This window comes from Pseudolabrys sp. FHR47 (assembly GCF_005153485.1).
Taxonomy (GTDB): Bacteria; Pseudomonadota; Alphaproteobacteria; order Rhizobiales; family Xanthobacteraceae; genus Pseudolabrys.
The window spans coordinates 1,269,782-1,290,215 of the sequence record NZ_CP039740.1 but is presented as its reverse complement, the minus strand read 5'-3'; the positions used below and the strand labels follow the sequence as shown (position 1 = coordinate 1,290,215).

Annotated in this window: 18 protein-coding genes and 1 riboswitch; of the genes, 11 read left to right on the top strand and 7 right to left on the bottom strand. The window is 63.2% G+C overall.

The genetic code is table 11. The features are described 5' to 3' along the window. Positions 1–154 precede the first annotated feature (154 nt). From metH to E8Q40_RS06415, 4 genes are all read right to left on the bottom strand, one after another. Positions 155–3,898, bottom strand: coding sequence for a methionine synthase (gene metH / locus E8Q40_RS06430; protein WP_137043598.1), 3,744 nt, complete (start codon positions 3,896–3,898; stop codon positions 155–157). Positions 3,899–3,917: 19 nt separating this feature from the next. Next, positions 3,918–4,295, bottom strand: a complete 378-nt coding sequence (locus tag E8Q40_RS06425; protein ID WP_137043597.1) for an endonuclease domain-containing protein — start codon at positions 4,293–4,295, stop codon at positions 3,918–3,920. 86 nt (positions 4,296–4,381) lie between these two features. Next, positions 4,382–5,293 (bottom strand): methylenetetrahydrofolate reductase [NAD(P)H], encoded by a 912-nt coding sequence (gene metF / locus E8Q40_RS06420; protein WP_137043596.1) that lies wholly within the window; start codon positions 5,291–5,293, stop codon positions 4,382–4,384. After that, the gene (locus E8Q40_RS06415; RefSeq protein WP_137043595.1) at positions 5,293–6,315 is read right to left on the bottom strand and encodes a metalloregulator ArsR/SmtB family transcription factor; all 1,023 of its coding nucleotides are present in this window, start codon (positions 6,313–6,315) and stop codon (positions 5,293–5,295) included. Before E8Q40_RS06415 ends, metF begins: the two co-directional genes overlap by 1 nt. A gap of 182 nt (positions 6,316–6,497) precedes the next feature. Here E8Q40_RS06415 and tsaA point away from each other — a divergent pair, with 182 nt between their 5' ends. The 5 genes from tsaA (at position 6,498) to E8Q40_RS06390 (ending at position 11,179) form a co-directional block, all read left to right on the top strand. After that, positions 6,498–6,995 (top strand): tRNA (N6-threonylcarbamoyladenosine(37)-N6)-methyltransferase TrmO, encoded by a 498-nt coding sequence (gene tsaA / locus E8Q40_RS06410; RefSeq protein ID WP_137043594.1) that lies wholly within the window; start codon positions 6,498–6,500, stop codon positions 6,993–6,995. Positions 6,996–7,132: 137 nt separating this feature from the next. Next, positions 7,133–7,894, top strand: a complete 762-nt coding sequence (locus E8Q40_RS06405) for a L,D-transpeptidase (RefSeq protein ID WP_137043593.1) — start codon at positions 7,133–7,135, stop codon at positions 7,892–7,894. A gap of 127 nt (positions 7,895–8,021) precedes the next feature. Beyond that, complete coding sequence (locus E8Q40_RS06400) at positions 8,022–8,948, top strand: ketopantoate reductase family protein (RefSeq protein ID WP_137043592.1); 927 nt, start codon at positions 8,022–8,024, stop codon at positions 8,946–8,948. 84 nt (positions 8,949–9,032) lie between these two features. Then, positions 9,033–10,733: a DUF4403 family protein gene (locus E8Q40_RS06395; protein WP_137043591.1), complete on the top strand. Its 1,701-nt coding sequence runs from the start codon at positions 9,033–9,035 to the stop codon at positions 10,731–10,733. Between the two features lie 137 nt (positions 10,734–10,870). Beyond that, on the top strand, positions 10,871–11,179 hold the full coding sequence (locus tag E8Q40_RS06390; RefSeq protein ID WP_137043590.1) for a glycine zipper domain-containing protein: 309 nt from the start codon (positions 10,871–10,873) through the stop codon (positions 11,177–11,179). Between the two features lie 24 nt (positions 11,180–11,203). On the opposite strand, the gene E8Q40_RS06385 is transcribed toward E8Q40_RS06390, so the two are convergent. Both E8Q40_RS06385 and E8Q40_RS06380 read right to left on the bottom strand, forming a co-directional pair. After that, complete coding sequence (locus E8Q40_RS06385; RefSeq protein WP_246663017.1) at positions 11,204–12,664, bottom strand: hypothetical protein; 1,461 nt, start codon at positions 12,662–12,664, stop codon at positions 11,204–11,206. A 191-nt stretch (positions 12,665–12,855) separates the two neighbouring features. Continuing rightward, entirely contained in the window at positions 12,856–13,497 is a 642-nt protein-coding gene (locus E8Q40_RS06380) for a hypothetical protein (protein WP_137043589.1), read from the bottom strand. 197 nt (positions 13,498–13,694) lie between these two features. On the opposite strand from E8Q40_RS06380, the gene E8Q40_RS06375 reads away from it, so the two are divergent. The 6 genes from E8Q40_RS06375 (at position 13,695) to E8Q40_RS06350 (ending at position 20,073) form a co-directional block, all read left to right on the top strand. Beyond that, complete coding sequence (locus E8Q40_RS06375) at positions 13,695–14,414, top strand: response regulator (RefSeq protein ID WP_137043588.1); 720 nt, start codon at positions 13,695–13,697, stop codon at positions 14,412–14,414. Then, complete coding sequence (locus E8Q40_RS06370) at positions 14,411–15,712, top strand: ATP-binding protein (protein ID WP_137043587.1); 1,302 nt, start codon at positions 14,411–14,413, stop codon at positions 15,710–15,712. The genes E8Q40_RS06375 and E8Q40_RS06370 overlap by 4 nt, the downstream gene beginning before the upstream one ends. 26 nt (positions 15,713–15,738) lie before the next feature. Continuing rightward, a riboswitch (TPP riboswitch) is annotated at positions 15,739–15,837 on the top strand. Continuing rightward, a complete protein-coding gene (locus E8Q40_RS06365) occupies positions 15,832–16,248 on the top strand; it encodes a hypothetical protein (RefSeq protein WP_137043586.1) in 417 nt (138 codons plus the stop codon). It overlaps the preceding riboswitch by 6 nt. Further along, positions 16,245–18,209: a phosphomethylpyrimidine synthase ThiC gene (gene thiC / locus E8Q40_RS06360; RefSeq protein WP_137043585.1), complete on the top strand. Its 1,965-nt coding sequence runs from the start codon at positions 16,245–16,247 to the stop codon at positions 18,207–18,209. The genes E8Q40_RS06365 and thiC overlap by 4 nt, the downstream gene beginning before the upstream one ends. A gap of 295 nt (positions 18,210–18,504) precedes the next feature. After that, on the top strand, positions 18,505–19,608 hold the full coding sequence (locus E8Q40_RS06355; RefSeq protein WP_137043584.1) for a DUF262 domain-containing protein: 1,104 nt from the start codon (positions 18,505–18,507) through the stop codon (positions 19,606–19,608). Beyond that, positions 19,609–20,073 (top strand): HEPN domain-containing protein, encoded by a 465-nt coding sequence (locus tag E8Q40_RS06350; protein WP_137043583.1) that lies wholly within the window; start codon positions 19,609–19,611, stop codon positions 20,071–20,073. It abuts the gene before it with no gap. A gap of 65 nt (positions 20,074–20,138) precedes the next feature. On the opposite strand, the gene E8Q40_RS06345 is transcribed toward E8Q40_RS06350, so the two are convergent. Continuing rightward, the gene (locus E8Q40_RS06345; RefSeq protein WP_137043582.1) at positions 20,139–20,363 is read right to left on the bottom strand and encodes a BrnA antitoxin family protein; all 225 of its coding nucleotides are present in this window, start codon (positions 20,361–20,363) and stop codon (positions 20,139–20,141) included. Positions 20,364–20,434: the final 71 nt, after the last annotated feature.

Genomic DNA, 20,434 nt, shown 5'->3' with positions numbered 1-20,434 from the left:
CACTCGTGGACATCGCTCTGCGCTTGAACGTGCTCGCTGTGTGCGCCGTGTTTGCTTTCGTCGGCGCCGTGCTCATCGGAGCTTTCTGAACGAAAGCCACACTCACGCCAACAATCGAAACACCGGGGCGCGAAAACGCTCCGGTGTTTTTCGTTCACGCCGCCGCCTCGCTCGCCACCGCGTTCGGATTGTAGTTGAGGATCGGCGCCAGCCAGCGCTCGGTTTCCTCCACGCTCCAGCCCTTGCGCCGCGCGTAGTCCTCGACCTGGTCGCGCTCGATCTTGCCGACGCCGAAGTACGCCGCCTGCGGATGGCTGAAATACAAACCGCATACCGCCGCGCCCGGCCACATGGCGTAGCTCTCGGTGAGCTTCACGCCAATGCGCTCGGCCTGCAGCAGGTTGAACAACGTGCCCTTCTCGGTGTGGTCGGGCTGCGCCGGATAGCCCGGCGCCGGACGGATGCCCCGATACTTTTCGGCGATGAGGTCTTCGTTCGACAAAGACTCATTCGCCGCATAGCCCCAGAACTCCTTGCGCACATTCTGGTGCAGGCGCTCGGCGAAGGCTTCGGCGAGACGATCGGCCAAAGCCGACACCATGATCGCCGAATAGTCATCATTGGCCCGCTTGAAGCGTTCGGCGATCACGTCCTCGCCAATGCCGGCCGTCACCGTGAAGGCGCCGATATAGTCCTTCAGGCCACTGTCGCGCGGCGCGACGAAATCCGACAGCGAATTGTTGAAGCGGCCTTCGCGCTTGGACAGTTGCTGACGCAGGCCGTGCAGCACATGGATCGGTTGCCCGCGATTCTCGTCAGCATAAACGTGAATATCGTCGCCGACCGAATTGGCTGGCCAGAAGCCGAACGCACAGCTCGCCTTGAACCATTTCTCGGCGACGATCTTTTCCAGCATCGCCTTGGCGTCCTTGTGCAGCGAACGCGCCGCCTCGCCCACTTTCTCGTCCTCAAGAATGGCCGGATAGCGTCCCGACAATTCCCAGGTCTGGAAGAACGGCGTCCAGTCGATGACGCCGACGAGATCGGCCACCGGATAATCCGCCATGATCTGCGCGCCGAGGAAGCTCGGGCGTGGCGGCACGTAAGCGCCGGACCAGTCGAGCTTGGGCGCGTTGGCGCGCGCGGCGGTGAGCGACAGCCGCACCTTGTCCTCCTGCGCGCGCGCATGGGCGTCGGCGATGCGGCGATATTCGCCGCGCAGCTCGGTGACGTAAGACGGCCGTTGCTCCGGCGACATCAAAGCCTGCGCCACACCGACGGCGCGGCTGGCGTCATTGACGTACACGGCCTGGCCGCGCCGGTAGTTCGGATGGATCTTCACCGCCGTGTGGACGCGGCTCGTCGTCGCGCCGCCGATCATCAGCGGCAGGTCGAGACCCTGGCGCTCCATCTCGGCCGCGACATGGCACATCTCATCGAGCGACGGCGTTATCAGGCCCGAAAGGCCGATGATGTCGGCCTTCTCGGCCTTGGCGGTTTCCAGAATCTTCGCCGCCGGCACCATGACGCCGAGATCGATCACCTCGTAATTGTTGCACTGGAGCACGACGCCGACGATGTTCTTGCCGATGTCGTGGACATCGCCCTTCACCGTCGCCATGACGATCTTGCCGTTGCTCGAGCGCTCCTCGGCGCCGCCGGCCGCACGGCGCTCTTCCTTTTCCTTCTCCATGAACGGCATCAGATAAGCGACCGCCTGCTTCATGACGCGCGCCGACTTCACCACCTGGGGCAGGAACATCTTGCCGGCGCCGAACAGGTCGCCGACGATATTCATGCCGTCCATCAACGGACCTTCGATGACATCGAGCGGACGCGCCGACTGGGCGCGCGCCTCTTCAGTGTCGGCCTCGACAAAGTCGGTGATGCCGTGCACCAGCGCATGCGCCAGCCGCTTCTCGACCGGCTGATCGCGCCATTTGAGATCGACCTGCTTGGCCTCCTGCCCGGCGCCGCGGAACTTGTCGGCCAGCGCCAGCAGGCGCTCGGCTGCGTCGGGCCGCTTGTTGAGCACGACGTCCTCGCAGGCCTCACGCAGTTCCGGATCGAGATCGTCATAGACTGCCATCTGCCCGGCATTGACGATGCCCATGTCCATGCCGGCCTTAATGGCGTGATACAGGAACACCGAGTGCATCGCCTCGCGCACGCGCTCATTGCCGCGGAACGAGAACGACAGGTTCGACACACCGCCCGAGACATGCACGCCCGGCAGATTCGCCCTGATCCAGCGCGTCGCCTCGATGAAATCGATGCCGTAATTGTTGTGCTCCTCCATGCCGGTGGCGATGGCGAAGATGTTCGGATCGAAGATGATATCCTGCGGCGGGAAGCCGACCTTGTTGAGCAGAATGTCGTAAGCGCGTTTGCAGATCTCGGTCTTGCGCTCGAAGGTGTCGGCCTGGCCCTTCTCATCAAAGGCCATGACAACGACCGCCGCGCCGTGACGGCGCACGACCTTGGCATGTTCGATGAAAGCTTCTTCACCTTCCTTCATCGAGATCGAGTTCACCACCGCCTTGCCTTGCAGGCATTTGAGGCCGGTCTCGATCACCGAAAACTTCGACGAATCGACCATCACCGGCACGCGGGCAATGTCCGGCTCCGCGGCGATGAGATTGAGGAAGGTCTTCATCGCCTCGTCCGAATCGAGAAGTCCTTCGTCCATGTTGACGTCAATGATCTGCGCGCCATTCTCGACCTGGTCGCGCGCGATCGACAACGCGGTCGTGTAGTCGCCCGCCATGATCAGCTTCTTGAACTTGGCCGAGCCCGTGACGTTGGTGCGCTCGCCGACATTCACGAAGGGAATTTCAGGCGTCAGCGTGAACGGCTCCAGGCCCGACAGGCGAAGCTGCGGGACGATCTCCGGCAACGCGCGCGGCTTCTTGCCGGCCACGGCCTTGGCGATCGCCGCGATGTGATCCGGCGTGGTGCCGCAGCAGCCGCCGACGACATTGACCAGACCGGCCGATGCGAATTCGCCCATCAGCTCGGCCATGTATTCCGGGCTCTCGTCGTAATAGCCGAATTCGTTGGGCAGGCCGGCATTCGGATAGGCGCAGATGAAGGTATCGGCGACTCGGCCGAGCTCCTCGATATGCGCGCGCATTTCCTTGGCGCCGAGCGCGCAGTTGAGGCCGACCGTGATCGGCCGCGCATGCTGGATGGCATTCCAGAACGCCGCCGGAGTTTGGCCGGAAAGAAGACGGCCGGACATGTCGGTGATGGTGCCCGAGATCATCACCGGAATATCAAGGCCGCGCTCGGCCAGGATTTCCTCGATGGCGTAGATGGCCGCCTTGGCGTTGAGCGTGTCGAAGATGGTTTCGATCAGCAAGAGATCGGCGCCGCCGTCGAGCAGGCCACGCACCTGCTCACCATAGGCCGCGCGCAACTGGTCGAAGGTGATGGCGCGATAGCCAGGGTTCGACACGTCCGGCGAGATCGACGCCGTGCGGTTGGTCGGCCCGAGCGCGCCGGCGACGAAGCGCTTGCGGCCGTCTTCGGCCTCGGCATCGTTGGCCGCTTCGCGCGCCAGCCGCGCGCCGGTGATGTTCAGCTCGTAAGCGATGCCTTCCATGCCGTAGTCGGCTTGAGCGATGGTCGTCGACGAGAAAGTGTTGGTCGAGACGATGTCGGCGCCGGCCTTGAAGTACTTGAAATGGATGTCGCGGATGGCGCGCGGCCGCGACAGATTGAGCAGATCGTTGTTGCCGCGCACCTCGCGGTTCCAGGCATCGAAGCGCGCGCCGCGATAGCCCTGCTCGTCCAGTTTCAGTTCCTGGATCATGGTGCCCATGGCGCCGTCGAGCACGAGAATGCGCTCGCGCATCTCGGCGGCGAGGAGCGAGCGGGTGGATTTGTTTTTACTCATGACGGGCTACGTGCTCGGACTATTCCCTCTCCCCATTGGGGAGAGGGTTAGGGTGAGGGGGATCCTGAGTCGCCGTCGTGGCGATGACTTCCAAAACACCGTCGATGTTCTGCATGACGTCGTTGTTCCAGAACCTCAGGACGAGATAACCGAACTTCTCCAGTTCGGCCGTTCGCTTCGCATCTTCGATGTGCCGTTCGCCATGTTGACCGCCGTCGAGTTCGACGATGAGGTGCGCTGACTCACAACAAAAATCGACAACATACGACTTGATCGGCATCTGCCGTCGAAACTTCAATCCACTCAGGCGGCGGTCACGCAGTCGAAACCAAAGGCGACGCTCGGCGTCAGTCTGATCGCGCCTCAATCGCTTCGCTGTGCCGACAGCTGACGCCATAACCCCTCACCCGCCCTCGCTTCGCTCGGGCACCCTCTCCCCATGGGAGAGGGAAAAGAGCGGCGACGCCACGCCTGACGTCCTCATCACGCCGCCTCCTTCACCTGCGGCCGCAGGCCCAGCAGATGGCAGATCGCGTAAACGAGATCGGCGCGGTTCATGGTGTAGAAGTGGAACGAGGTGATGCCGCGATCCAGCAGATCGATCGCCTGCTCGGCCGCGACGGCCGCGGCGATCAGCTTGCGCGTCGCCGGGTCGTGATCGAGCCCGGCAAAACGTTCGGCCAGCCAGTTCGGCACCGAAGCGCCGGCGCGGGTCGCGAAGTTCTTGGCCGCGGCAAAGTTCTGCACCGGCAGGATGCCCGGCACGATCGGGATATCGATGCCGCGGGCGCGCACGCGGTCGAGATAGCGGAAATAAAGATCGTTCTCGAAGAAGAACTGGGTGATCGCCCGCGTCGCGCCGTTGTCGACCTTGCGCTTGAGCATGTCGATATCGGCTTCGACATTGACGCTGTCGGGGTGCTTCTCCGGATAGGCCGACACCGACACCTCGAAATCCGGTGCGATGCGCTTGATGCCGGCAACGAGCGCCGCTGCATTCTCATAGCCGCCTGGATGCGGCACGTACTTCTCGCCGGCACCGGTGACGGGATCGCCGCGCAAAGCCACCAGGTGGCGCACGCCGGCATCGTGATATTGCCGCACGATGGCATCGATATCCTCGCGCGTCGCCGCGACGCAGGTCAGATGCGCGGCCGGCGTCAGCGCGGTCTCATTGAGGATGCGCTTCACCGTGGCGTGGGTGCGCTCGCGCGTCGAGCCGCCGGCGCCATAGGTCACCGAAACAAACTGCGGTGCCAGCGGCGCCAGGCGCGTGACCGCCTCCCACAGGCTCTTCTCCATCGCCTCGTCCTTGGGCGGGAAGAACTCGAACGACACATCGATGCGATTATGACCGGCCGGCATGAACCGGGACGGACGCAACTGACTGATCATCACGCTACCTCTCGTCGTGCGGGCTGCGCCATCAGCGCGCGGGTATCGCGCGCGAGCCACAACGACACCGCGATCTTCTCGGCAATCTTGCCGTCGGGGCCCGGTTCGGGCTTCAGGCTCTTGTGCATCACCGGCTCGAGGCCGGACTGCGCCATCCATTGCGTCACCGTCTCCGGCGCGAAACCGAGACGGCGATGCGCGAACTGTTCGCGCAGGAATTCCTGTTCGTGCGGCGCGAAGTCGACGACCAGCAGCCGTCCGCCCGGCCGCAGCACGCGCGCGGCTTCCTTGATGGCGCGGCCGCCATCGTCGAGGAAGTGCAGCACCTGGTGCAGGATGATGACGTCGAAGGAGTCGTCGGCGAGAGGCAGGTCGTAGAGATCGCCCTGGCGCACGCTGCAGTTCTTCAGGCCCGCGCGCTCGAGGCGGTCGCGCGCCAGCAGCAGCATGTCGAGCGACAAATCGAGACCAAGGCCGCGTTCGATCTGCGGCGCGAACAGTTCGAGCATGCGGCCGGTGCCGGTGCCGAGGTCGAGCAGAGAGCGGAACGGCTTGTCGCCGAGCGCCTTGACGATCGCGGCTTCCACCGCTTCGTCAGCAACGTGCAGTTTGCGGATGCGGTCCCAGTCGGCGGCGTGTTCGCGGAAGTAGGCCTGAGCTGCGGCCGCGCGCGCCTGACGGACCGACGTCAGCCGCTCGCGGTCGCGGGCGATGGTCTGGTCGGCGGGATTGAGGTGGTCGAGCAGCGAGCGCGCCACCTCGGCAGCGCCGCCATGCTCGGCAAGGCGGAAAAAGGCCCAGGTGCCCTCGCGGAAGCGCTCGATCAGCCCGGCCTCGACCAGGAGCTTGAGATGCCGGGAGATGCGCGGCTGCGACTGGCGCAGGATGTCGGTGAGGTCGGAGACGGTAAGCTCCGCTTCGGCCAGCAGCGCCAGCACGCGCAGGCGCGTCTCCTCTCCGGCGGCCTTGAGAACCGTATTGAGGGCGTCGAACCCGAGCTGGGTCTGCGGCGTCTGGGGCATCGTGTCCGGGCTCGATGGCGCTGTGGGCGGTCGCCCTCGGGGCGCTTTCCCACCATATAAGGATATCTTTATACGGTTAAATGTGGCGCCGCAAGGGCCCCGGCTGGAGCCCCACAGGTCGTGGTAAAAGCCAGCCTACCGACGGCCCGTTTTGATCGCGCCGTGAGCGCCGAGGACCCAAAATGACGAAAAACCCCGAATTCGGCGTCCGCGAGGGCGAAGTCACCGTCGACCTGCCCGCCACATTCGACGCCGGGCTCTATTACATCGGCCGAATCCGCACGCCCTGGAAGGAGCGCAAGGACTGCCCCAAGAATGCCCGCGAGTCCGACGCCGTCTGCACGGTCGAACTCGATACGCGCTGGGTCCCCGCCCTGAAGGAGGTCGAGACCTGTACCCATCTGGTGCTGCTGTACTGGATGGACCAGGCGCCCCGAAACCTGGTGCGCCAGGTGCCCGGCCGCTACGGCGTCCAGCGGGGCACCTTCGCACTAAGATCGCCGGCCCGGCCGAACCCGATCGCCATGAGCGTGGTCAAACTCAACGATGTCGACGGCAACAAGCTCAATGTCGTCGGCCTCGACTGCCTCGACGGCACGCCGCTTCTGGACATCAAACCCTATTTCGCCTCGACCGACAGCGCGCCGGACGCGGTGGTGGGGTGGCACACGCGGAAATGATCCCGTGCCAAAACGCCAATCATCACAGACGGTTCCCTGCTCTTCCTTATATTTGAGCGCATTGTGATCGGGAACACAGCAGCCCTCCGCGCCGTTCGATACACGACCAACATGAGACGTCGTGGTCGGAGGGTAAGATGTTCAAGACCGCAGGTTCGCTCACCACGCTGATCGCCGCGCTCGCCCTGTCAGGCGCCGCGCAGGCTCAGTCCCAATTCGCTTTCCTCGCGCCGCCGCAGCAGCTGTCGCCGCAGGCGCAGTACGACGCACAGAACGACGAACAGCTCGGCACCGAGGATGCGCAGCTCGATCCGCGGCTGCAGCGCCAGGTCGTCGATTATTCGACGCGCGAAGCGCCCGGCACCATCATCGTCGATACGCCGAATACTTATCTTTATCTCGTGCTCGGCAACGGCAAGGCGATGCGCTACGGCATCGGCGTCGGCCGCGAAGGCTTCACCTGGGCCGGCGTCAATCAGGTCTCGCGCAAGGCCGAGTGGCCGGACTGGCATCCGCCAGCCGAGATGATCGCCCGCCAGCCTTATCTCCCGCGCTTCACCGCCGGCGGCCCCGGCAATCCGCTCGGCGCCCGCGCCATGTATCTCGGCAACACCATGTACCGAATCCATGGCACTAACGATCCGACCACCATTGGCCAGAACGTGTCGTCGGGCTGCATCCGCCTCACCAATGAGGACGTGATCGACCTCTACAGCCGCGTACAGGTCGGAGCCAAAGTCGTCGTGCTGCCGCAGACCACTGAAGCGCGCAGCCGTCGCGATGCCGCGCCGCAGAACGTCACGGCGATTTCGGATGAGGCCGCGTCTTCCTTCGCGTCGGCTGACCCCGCTCCGTCCGAGCGCAAGTGGCAGACCATCCGCCCGCGCGGCCTGTATTGATCGTTTCGATCTCTGACTGACTGAACCTCCCCGAAAAGACTGCCCGGCAAACCTTCCGGTTTTGCCGGGCTCTTTTTTGCCCACGCGTGCTATAGCGAATGCCGCAGTTCAATCGCGGAGCCTATTCATGCGTATTGCGGCAATGGCGGCGGGCGCCGTCGGCGGATATTTCGGCGCGCGGCTGGCCGCGGCCGGCCACGATGTCTTCTTCATCGCGCGCGGCGCCAATCTCGCCGCGATCAAGGCGAACGGCCTCAAGATCGAGAGCGTGCATGGCGATCTGCATCTGCCGAAGGTCAATGTCACCGACGATCCGAAAAGCGTCGGCCCGGTCGACATCGTGCTGTTCGCCGTCAAGCTCTGGGACACCGAAAAGGCCGCCGAACTGACTAGGCCAATGGTGAACGACACAACGCGTGTCATCACCCTGCAGAACGGCGTTGACAGCGTCGAGCGCCTGGCGCCGATCCTTGGCGCCGAGCAGACCGTTGGCGGCGTCACCTATATCGCCACCACCATCGCCGCGCCCGGCGTCATCAAACATACCAGCGCATTCGCCAAAATGTCGTTCGGCCGCGCTGACAAGAAGCAGGACGCAACGCTCGACCAATTCGTTGCCGCCGGCAAGGCGGCCGGCCTCGACCTCGGCCTGTCGCCGGACATCACGACGGAGCGCTGGAAGAAGTTCATCTTCCTCACCGCCATGTCGGGCGCCACCGCGACTTTCCGTTCCTCCATCGGCCCGATCGCCGCGGATCCCGAACTGCGCGATTTCTTCAAGCAGTTGATGGAGGAAGCCTATGCCGTCGGCCGCGCCAAAGGCGCCGCGCTCGACCGCTCCATCATCGATGAGCGCATGGCGCAGATTACCGGCAATATCGAGCCCGGCATGAAGGCCTCGATGGCGCACGACCTCGAGCGCGGCAATCGTCTCGAACTCAACTGGCTGTCCGGCAAGGTACAGGCGCTCGGGCGCGAACTCGGCATCCCGACACCGGCCAGCGACGTCGTCTGTACGGTGCTGAAACTGCACCGGATGGGACGGCCATCGTGACGCCACCTTAAGCCACCGGGCTGCTGGCCACGCAGCGCTCATCGGCCTAAAATCCGCGCGCGGCGAATCGAGCGGAGCGGACCGATGGGACGGATTGTCGACGCCATTTTCTATGTCATCACGGCGCCGCTGCGGCTGTTCGGCCGCTCGCGCGGCTTCCGTCTGTTCATCGGCGCACTCGTCGTTGTCGCGCTGTTCTTCGTCGCGACGATGTGGGCGCTCGACCGCTTCCTGCCGCCTTCCAACCAGGCCAGCCGCGTCGCCGCCAAGCTCGAGCCGCTGCCGCCTTTGCCACCGCTGTCGCGCCCGTCTTACGTCATCGCGCCGGTCGCGATCACCATCGACTCCATCCAGCGCTCGATCGAAGCCTCAACACCGCGCAATTTCACCGGGCGGAGCGGCAATCCTGTTACCGGCCTGTTGCAGAAGGCCGACCTCGGCCTCACCGTCAATCGCGGCAACATGGCGGTCAACGGCCGCGCCGGCGAACTCACCGTCACCACTGCGCTGACTGGCACCTTGCATATCACCGGACAACTCGGTGCCGCGGCGGGCAATATCACCGGCGGTGTTGCCGGCGCACTCGGCGGTTTGCTGGGTGGCGGCGCGCTCGGCGGCGACGTCAACAAGGCCATCGGCGGCCTGACCGGCAAAGTGCTTGACCAGAACGTCGAATTGCGCAGCCAGGTTACCGTGCGCTCGCGTCCCGAATTCGTCACCAACTGGCGGGTTCATCCCAACCTCGCGGCGCAGATCGCCGTCGCCGACAGCACGGTGAACATCGCCGGCATCCGCCTCAACATGGCCGGCGAGGCAAAGCCCCTGATCGAGCAGCAGGTCAACCAACAGGTCGCCAATTTCGAGGGCCGCATTCGCAACGATCCGATCATCGAAGTCACCGCGCGCGAGCAGTGGCAGAAGATGTGTCGCTCCATCCCGCTCGGCGGCGGCAACACCGGCCTGCCGGCTTTGTGGCTCGAGATGAAACCGGTGCGAGCCGCCGCGGCGCAGCCTCAGATCGATGCCCGCAATCTCACTTTGGTGATCGGCGTGCAGGCCGAAACGCGTATCAGCGCCCAAGCCACCAAACCGGCCTGCCCGTTCCCGCAATCGCTCGAACTGGTGCCGCCAATGGAGAACGGCAAGCTCGTCGTCGGCGTTCCGATCGACGTGCCGTTCGCCGAGCTCAACAAGCTCATCAACGCGCAATTGAAGGGCCAGCGTTTCCCCAATGATCCAAATGCGGCGGTCGAGATCGAGGTGCTGCGCGCCTCGCTCGCGGCGGGACAGATTGGCGAAAGCCGGTCGCCGGCGTCCGGCCAGGCCGAAGCCGGCCGCGATCGTTTGCTGATCTCGCTGCGCGTCAAGGCGCGCGAGAGAAAAAGCTGGTTCGGTTTCGGCGCCCAGGCCGACGTCGATATCTGGGGCGTGCCGAAGCTCGATCCGCAGACCCAGGTGCTGCGCCTCACCGACATCACGCTGGCGGTGGAATCGGAGGCCGCCTACGGACTGCTCGGCACCGCGGCGCGCGCGGCGATGCCTTATCTGACGCAGGCGCTGTCCGACAACGCGAAGATCGACCTCACGCCCTTCCTTGACGACGCCAAGAAGAAGATCGGCGAAGCGATGGCCGATTTCCGCAAGGCCGGCGAAGGCGTGACGGTCGACACCGCGATCAACAGCCTGCGGCTCAACGGCATCGCTTTCGATTCGAACACATTGCGCGTCATCGCGGAAGCCGAGGGCACCGCGCGGGTGAGCGTCACGCAATTGCCGAGGATGTAGATCGGCTCACTTTGTTATCCGTGAGCCTCAACGCCGTCGTCATCACTGCGATACCTCCCTTGTCATTCGTAATTTGATCGGCGGCCCGAATATGCTCTACAAACCATCCGCAGACGGGGTTTCGGAGGGTCAAATCCATGATTCGTAAGGTTGGCATTCTGGCTGTGTTGGCGTTGGTCGCTTTGATGCCGATGCGGCAGGCGGCGGCGCAGAACAATACCTTGGGCGGCGCGATCATCGGCGGCGGTATCGGCGCGATCGTCGGCGGCGCTGCAACCGGCAAGGCCGGCGGCGCCGTTGTCGGCGGCGTCATCGGTGCCGCTGCCGGCGCCGCGATCGGTTCGCAGATGGAGCCCCGCGGCCGTTACTATTGGTACGAGGGCCGCTGCTGGCGCAAACATCGTGATGGCAGCTATCACCGCGTGTCGCGGGACTACTGCTACTAAGCAGCGCGACCTGGCTAGCGCGACCTAGCCGCCTACCCGCACATGCACGACGGCAATGCCGTCGGCATAGACGCGCTTCCACTCGGGCATGCGATCGAGCAGGCCGACCGCCGGCGTCGACGGCGCCAACATGGTGACGTCGATATCGCGGTCGCGCATCAGGTCGTAAAACACGCCGACATTCTTCAGGTTCACGGCCGCGTCGTGGCGCAGGAAGAACTCGGCGCCGTAGAGCTCGGTGCGGCCGTCGATGAACGGCTTGACGCCCTGCGCGATCAGGTAGCCACCGAAGTCGTATGAATTGAGCAGGCGTGTCCTGCCCGACGCCTTCACCGCTTCAACTGCGCTTGTGGGCGACACCTCCGCGCGCGGTTCGTAACGCAGCGACAGCGGCAACACGATGCTCATCGCCGCGGCGAGCAGCAGCAATGCGGCGGCCGCCGCCGTATAAAGCGGCCTGGCATCGCTTATCGTGTGGCGGCCGAATTGCGGTGCCAGCGGCGCGGCCATAAACAAGGGCGCGACCAGACCCAGCATCTCGCCGCTGCGCGATTGGCTCAGCGCCATGTGCACGAGCCCGAGCACGACCAGGATGCGGACCGGCGGCAGCGTGACGCGGCGCCAGAGCAGCAAGCCTAAGGCGCCGAGCAACACCAGTTCGAAGCCGCCGAGCCGGGCGAAATCCTGAGGCTGCCATTCGCCGATCAGCGCCAGCGCCGGGCCGAGACCGAGAATGCGGCGCGTCACGAGGATCGACTCCGGGCCATACGGCGTCACGCAAGCGGCAGCGAGCGCGGCAATGCCGAATAGCGCCCAGCGCATGAAAATGTACAGGCGCTCGTCCGCGCGCGCGTTGATCAAAGCCTCGAGCGCGAGCGGCGCGATCAGCATCAAGCCGAAGGTGAAGCCGCCATGCAGGTTCGCCCACAGCGCGATCAGCGGTAGCAGCCAGTAAGACGGTGTGCGCTTTTCGTCCGCCGCGCGCACCAGCCCCGCAACCCACATCACCATCACCGGCAGCGCCAACGCATGCGGCCGCGCCACCATGTGCGGCGCGGCCAGCACGAAACCCGCCATCACCAGCGCCAGCGCCGGCATCGGCGCCAGATGCCGCATCAGGTAATAAGTGAGCAGCCCAAAGGCCGAGGCGATCGCCAGCGCACTCACCGCGACGACGCCGCTCCAGCCGAGTGCGCCATAAGCCACGGCGAAGATTACCTGCGCCAGCCACTGGCTGGAGATCCATGGCGCGCCGGGAAGTGTCCACGAAAACGTATCGACATGCGGCACGGTGCGATGGGCGATCATCCAGTCGCCGAGCGCAATCTGCCAATAGGTGTCGGCGTCGTTGAGTAGTTTGCCACCCAGCGCCAACAGCAGCACATAGAGCAGCGCGGCGACCACGAGCGGCCAGGCGACATGCGCCGGGAGCGCGCGCAGGCCCGAAAGGATGGAACGGTCGGCGTCGGCGGATGGATAAACCACGGCACGGCCCTGATTTCGGGCGCCCGGAGGCCGGGGCACCGGACCACGCCATTTAAGCCGCCAAGCGATAACCGAGGGTAAATGCCGGGAAGGCCCGGAAAAGACCCATAAAACGCTGCTGCCGCGGTGTCGGGGCGGACCACCGCGGCAGGCTTACGCGAACAAGGATGAAGGGCGAACCGGCTGCCGCTTTACGCGGTGTAATCCACGACCAGCGACTTCAGTTGGGAAGTCAGGCTATTGCCGCCGGACCCATAACTGGAGCCGCTGCCTTGCGACTCCTTCAGCACACTGAGAAAATCCGACAGCAATTTCGAGATGCCGGAATCGCCTGAACCGCTATCCGACACGTTCGCCGCTTCGTAAGCGGCTCGTTCGGCGGCCGTGACCGTGCCATCCTGGTCGGTATCGGCGGGATCGGTGCTCGACGTGCTCGAACTGCCTGACGTGCCCGAGGCAGCTGCTGCGCTATCGGTCGAGTCGCTCGCCGGCGGACCTCCCGGCGGCGGGCCACCGGCGCCTTCGGCGAAGGTATTGGCGAATACCTCCTTGAGTTCTTCGGCCTGATCGCTGGTAAGCTTGCCACTTGAGACTTGGTCATCGATCAGGCTGTCGATCTTGGCCTGCATTTCGTCCGACGAAGGCGGCTGTGACCCCGATGTCGACCGGCTCGCCTTCATCGAGGAATCTATGCTGTCCAGCGCGCTGCTCAGTGCCGACTGGTCGGCCGACGAGATCGTGCCGGCCGATACCTCCGACGCGAGTTCGGTTTTCAGGCGCGACAGCGGAGAAAACATCTGCGGCGACGCGGTAGCGGATGCAATCGCACTCATGGTTCGGCCCCAATTGTTGTTCATCGAATGGGCGGCGCGGCTATGCCGTTGTCGAAGCCGATGTTTCGTCGCACGCGGTTAACGGCGGCTTGCCACGAACGACCAATTTGTTTCTTTCTGTTTCAAAAATGGGCTCAGAAACAATCAGAAACAAATTTCCATACTCTTTCGGGCAAAGTCAGGCCACTGATCGAACGATGAACAAACCACCGCATATTCTGGTGATTGAGGACGACCGCGATATCAGCACGCTCATATCGCGGTATCTGCGCGCCAACGATTGCCGGGTAACAAGCCTTGTTGACGGTCGCGATCTCGATCGGACCCTGAGAGACAACCGGATCAGCCTTGTCGTCCTCGATCTGATGTTGCCGGGCGAAGACGGGCTGACGATCTGCAAGCGACTGCGCGCGCATTCGCAGGTGCCTGTCATCATGCTCACGGCCAAGGGCGACGACGTCGACCGTATCATCGGCCTCGAAATGGGCGCCGACGACTATCTCGTAAAGCCTTTCAATCCACGCGAGCTTCTGGCCCGCATCCGCGCCGTGCTGCGCCGTGTTGCCGCGGCGGCGACCAATCCGATCACGAACACTTCGACCACACTCACTTTCACCGGCTGGCGCATCGACCTGCTGCGCCGCGAACTGCATAACGCGGAAGGCGCACGCGTTATGCTGACGGACGCCGAGTTCTCCCTGCTGCAGGCACTGTGCGAACGGCCCGGCCGCGTGCTGTCCCGCGACCAGTTGCTCGACGTGACCCAGGGGCGCAGCGCCGGCGAATTCGAGCGCAGCATCGATATCCTGATCAGCCGCCTGCGTCGCAAGATCGAGGCCGATCCGCGCAACCCGGCGGTGATCAAGACCGTGCGCTCGGGCGGCTACATGTTCGCGCCTTCCGTGGAGCCGGCATGAGCGGCATCCGCACGCTATTCGTGAACCGCATCGGCGGGCAGATCGCGCTCCTTATCCTCGTGTCGCTGATTGCTATCCACGCCGTCATCGGCGTCAGCCTGTATGTAATCCAACCGGAACGCTTCGGTCCGCCTGACGAGGGACTCGCTCAGCTCTCCGCGGCAGTCAAACTGGTTGCGGCGACGCCGAAAGCGGAACGCACCGCCGCCTTGGCGCGCGCCTCATCGGTCTTCCCGCGCTTTCAACTCACGTTGGCATCGGCGGCACCGGTGGCCGTCATGGCCGACGCAAGCGAACGTCGCTTCCGCGCCTTGGCATCTGCGCTCGGTGCCGCGTTCAAATTTGCGCCGCTCTCGGCTGCCTCCGTCGCCATCACCCTGCCCGATGGTGACATCGTCACCGCCGCCATGCCTCCCGAGCATCCACCGCGCATTGGCGGGCCTTTGATTCTGTCGGCGATGTTCATCCTCGTCAGCGTCACGCTGCTCGGCCTGTGGGCGGCGCTCGCCTTGCGTAATCCGCTCTCCGCTTTCGCGCAGGCCGCGGAAAATTTCAGCCTCGACGACCAGGTCGCCGCGCTTCCCGAACGCGGCCCCGAGGAAATCCGCGCCGTCGCCCGCGCCTTTAACCGCATGCGTGGCCGAATCAAGACGCTGGTCGACGACCGCACCCGGCTGTTCACGGCGATGAGTCACGATCTGCGCACGCCGATCACGCGGCTGCGCCTGCGCAGCGAGTTCATCGGCGACGCCGAATTGCGCGGGCAGATGCTGCGCGACCTCGACCAGATGAAGACCATGACCGAGAGCGTGCTGTCGTTCCTGCGCGACGGCCAGTCGCGCGAAGCCGAAAGCTCGGTGGACATCGCCTCCGGTCTGCAGACCATCGCCGACGACTTCGCCGACCTCGGTCACGCCGTCACGTACGAGGGGCCCGACCACCTCACGCTCGTCATCCGCCCGAACGAGATGCACCGCGCGGTGGTCAATCTTGTGGACAACGCGGCTCGCTACGGCTCGGTCGTCTCGATCCGCCTCTCCGCTCCCGGCTCCGTCGTACATATCGATGTCGAGGACAACGGCCCGGGCATTCCGGACCCGGACAAGACCGCGATGCTCGAGCCCTTTGCCCGCGGCGATGCGGCCCGAGCCATGGACGAAGGCGCCGGGTTCGGCCTGGGACTGGCCATTGCGCGCGCCATTGCCGAAGCGCATGGGGGAACCCTCACGCTCAACGACCGCGTGCCGCAAGGGCTGATCGCCCGCATCGCGCTGCCCGCCTCGGCCGCGCCGCATTGACACGGCAGGCCGGCAGCCTACATTAGCGCCATTCCGAGGGGTGCCCGGCTGCGGTCCGGGCTGAGAGAGTCCCTTTGAACCTGATCCGGGTCATGCCGGCGAAGGGACAGGACACATCGATGCAGGCTTCCTATTTGATCGCGCGGATCGCCGGACCGGTTTTTGCGGTCATCGGCATAGGCCTGTTCGTCAGCCGTGACGCCTATCGTCAGATCGCGCGGGATTATCTCGAGCACAGCGCGATGGTATATTTCGCCGGCGTGATCATGCTCACCGCCGGCCTCGCCATTCTCAACGTCCACCCGAGCTGGTCGCGCGACTGGCGCAGCCTGGTGACGCTCATGGGCTGGGTGCTCACCGTCATCGGCGTGTTCCGCGTCTTCGCACCGCATCTCGTGGTCTTCGTCGGCGCCGTCGGCAACGACACGTTCCTCAATATCGCCGCCGCCTTTCTTCTGACGGTCGGCGGCATACTCACATTCAAGGGCTATGTGGCGGAGCGGCCGCAAAGCCAGCGCAGGGAGTTGAAATCATGAACAAGCCCGTCGCCCCCGCCGATCTCGCCACGCCGAAAGTCACGACCGGCCCCCTGCCTGCATCGCGCAAGGTCTACTCGATTCCAACGGCGGCGCCGGATCTGCGCGTGCCGATCCGCGAGATCATCCTCTCGCCCGAGGCCAAGGAGCCGAACCTCCCGGTCTACGACACCACCGGCCCCTACACCGACGACAATGTCGCCATCGACGTCGAGAAGGGTCTGCCCCGCGCGCGCATCGAATGGGTCAAGGAACGCGGCGGCGTCGAGGAATATGACGGCCGCCCGATCAAGCCGGTCGACAACGGCAACGTCTCCGGCAAGCACCTCGCCCGCAACTTCCCCAACACGCCGAAGCCGTTCCGCGCTTTGGACGGCAAGCCGGTGACGCAATACGAATTCGCCAAGGCCGGCATCGTCACCAAGGAGATGATCTACGTCGCCGAGCGCGAGAACCTCGGCCGCAAAAAGATGCTCGACCGCGCAGAGGCCGCCATCGCCGACGGCGAGAGCTTCGGCGCCGCGCTGCCGGCCTTCATTACGCCGGAATTCGTGCGCGACGAGATCGCGCGCGGCCGCGCCATCATCCCGGCCAACATCAACCACGCCGAACTCGAGCCGATGATCATCGGCCGCAACTTCCTGGTGAAGATCAACGCCAATATCGGCAACTCGGCCGTCACGTCGTCGGTCGAGGAAGAAGTCGAGAAGATGGTGTGGGCGATCCGCTGGGGCGCCGACACCGTGATGGACCTGTCGACCGGCCGCAACATCCACAACACGCGCGAATGGATCCTGCGCAACTCGCCGGTGCCGATCGGCACCGTGCCGATCTATCAGGCGCTGGAGAAGGTCGACGGCGATCCGGTCAAGCTCGACTGGGAGGTCTACAAGGACACGCTCATCGAACAGTGCGAACAGGGCGTCGACTATTTCACTATCCACGCCGGCGTGCGGCTCGCTTACGTGCCGCTCACGGCGAACCGCGTCACCGGCATCGTCTCGCGCGGCGGCTCGATCATGGCGAAGTGGTGCCTGTCGCGGCACAAGGAGAGCTTCCTCTACGAGCGCTTCGAGGAAATCTGCGACATCATGCGCAAGTATGACGTGTCGTTCTCGCTCGGCGACGGCCTGCGTCCCGGCTCACAGGCCGACGCCAACGACCGCGCGCAATTCGCCGAACTGGAAACGCTCGGCGAGCTGACGCAGATCGCCTGGCAGAAGGGCTGCCAGGTCATGATCGAAGGCCCCGGCCACGTGCCGATGCACAAGATCAAGATCAACATGGACAAGCAGCTTAAAGAGTGCGGCGAAGCGCCGTTCTACACGCTCGGGCCGCTGACGACCGACATCGCGCCGGGCTACGACCACATCACGTCGGGCATCGGCGCCGCCATGATCGGCTGGTTCGGCTGCGCGATGCTCTGCTACGTGACGCCGAAGGAGCATCTCGGCCTGCCCGACCGCGACGACGTCAAGGAAGGCGTCATCACCTACAAGATCGCCGCGCACGCGGCCGATCTGGCCAAGGGCCACCCCGCCGCGCAACTGCGCGACGACGCGCTGTCCCGCGCGCGCTTCGACTTCCGCTGGGAGGACCAGTTCAACCTCGGCCTCGATCCCGACACCGCCCGCGAATATCACGACGAGACGCTGCCGAAGGAAGCGCACAAGGTGGCGCATTTCTGCTCCATGTGCGGCCCGAAGTTCTGCTCGATGAAGATCACGCAGGATGTGCGGGATTATGCGGCGAGCCTCGGTGACAATGAGAAGTCCGCCCTCGGCCTCGATGCCGCTCAAGCCGGCATGAAGGAGATGTCCGACAAGTTCAATGCCATGGGGCAGCAGGTCTATGTTGATGCCAAGGCAGTCAACGCGCCGCACACCACGGCGCTGGAGACAGAGGCCGAGCATCAGGCCAAGAATGCGGGGCTCGTGAAGGAGAGCAATAGGGCGTTATAGCCCACTCCCGCTCGTCCCCGCGAAAGCGGGGACCCAGACGGGCATGGACGGGCTTGTCCCGGCCATCCACGACTTAACGCAGTTTGGAGGGCGGGTTACGCGAAAGCGTGACCCGCCTCTTCTTTGCGCAGACGGCAGATTACGCTGCGCTAATCCGCCCTACGCACTTGTTCACGTGCAAGCAGCAATGAACCCCTTCGGGCTAAACTCTGTAGCGAGAATGAAAGCCTTTGTCGCCGACGGCTCCGTCAAATGCTAACGTGGCGGCGGGCACCTCAAGGGAAAGATACCAGAAATGGCAAAGAAAAAGGAGCAGGCTCTCGCTGAGTATGAGGATGACTATGAAATTGACCTCAAAGAGGGGGTGGACGACGAGAGCGAAAAGGAAGGCTCAACTAGCCTTCAATTCGCGATTACCAGCTATGGTGCGGACTACCCAGTCGAGACCATCGTAAAGCGACTCAACGACAACGCATTTTTTGTGCCCCCATTCCAGCGGCAATTTGTCTGGTCTCAGCGCCATGCCTCTCGCTTCATCGAATCCCTACTCATGGGACTGCCTGTTCCTGGAATTTTTCTGTACAAAGATGCAAAAACCAGTAGGCACTTGGTGGTTGACGGCCAACAACGACTTCGCACGCTTCAGTATTTTCACAGCGGCCTATTTATAGATCGGGCCTTCAAGTTGATTGGCGTTCGAGATGAATGGGAGGGACTGACCTACAAAGAACTGTCTCCATCAGAACAATTAAAGCTCGACGATTCAATTGTTCATGCAACAATTTTTCAGCAGGATGAACCTAAAGATCAGCTTAAAAGTCTATATTTCGTTTTTGAGCGGATAAATTCCGGCGGGATGAGGCTATCGCCGCAAGAAATACGTAACTGCATAAGCGAAGGCCCATCAATGGAGCTAACGCGCGAACTTAATGACAACAAAGATTGGCGTTCTATTTTTGGAGAAAAGAAGAACCGTCGGCTAAAAGATCAGGAACTCGTACTGCGTGCACTCGCAATGTTTGATGATCGCGCGAAATATGATGCGCCAATGCGTGAATTCCTGAACGAGTTTGCAGACAAGGAGCTTCCAAAAAAGGACGTCGAAAAACTGAGGAAGCTCTTTGTCGACTCGATTGCGCTAGTAAATGAAGTTTATGGAAACAAGGCCTTTAGGCCATCGCGAGCGCTGAACGCAGCCGCATTCGAAGCTGTGATGGTTGGGCTGGCCGCTCGATTCGCCGGTCAACGATCGGCTCCAGATCCAAGGAAATTCGCTACCGCCTATGATAAGCTTTTTAAGGACAAAGAATTCCTGCGGGCGTGCGAACGGGCGACGGCTCGTAGGGATACAGTGGAAACAAGGCAAAAAGCAGCAGTTACCGCATTTAAGAGCATATGATTGCGTTTCGAAATTGAAAGACGTTTTGTCGAACTTGAAAAACTTGTCCTGTCGGCCAGCGCAAGGGGCCTGGACGAGAAGACGGCGTCTTATCTTTGTAAGCTTGGTAGCGTCCTCGTTTGCGGAAATCTGGAACGATGCGTTGAGCACATTGTCATAGAAAAAGTGGGTGGCAGCTCTCAGCCTCGCGTGTCCCTATTTTTGAAGAGCTATTTCAAGGCCGGGAGAAACTACGACTGCGAGAATATTCAAAAATTGATGTATAAATTTGATTCTGAGTGGGGGAGGCAATTCGAGAAATTCGTTGCGGATAACGAAAGAGTTCGTGAAGGGATTGCTTCTTGTTACTCCGTTCGAAACTCAATCGCTCACGGCGGCGGACAAAGTCTTGGTCCAAATGCCTTAAAACAGTATTTTGATGCGTCGTTCACGCTGGTAGCAGAATTAGAACGGATTTTGCGATAGGCTCAAGCGATGCGCTGTGTTCGGCAGGTTTCGTTTCACTCAACCTGCTTCGTAAACCGACTACTCTACTTCCCCGCCACCTTCCGCAGCGCCGCGTTGATCCGCTCCTGCCAGCCCGGGCCATCGGCCTGGAAGAAATCCAGCACGTCGCGGTCGAGGCGCAAGGTCACCTGCTCCTTCGCGCCGGGAATGGAGGGCGGCGCGGGCGGCAAATCCGCCGGCTTGGTGGTCGCCTGCTTGAAAGCCTTCTCGGCTTCGCTGCGGGAATCGCGGAAGGGTGTGCGTGCCATGCGGGGTTTATAGCAAGCCCGGCGCGGCCCGGCCACCGGCCGCCGGGCTTTGATTTTCCTCAATGCCGGTC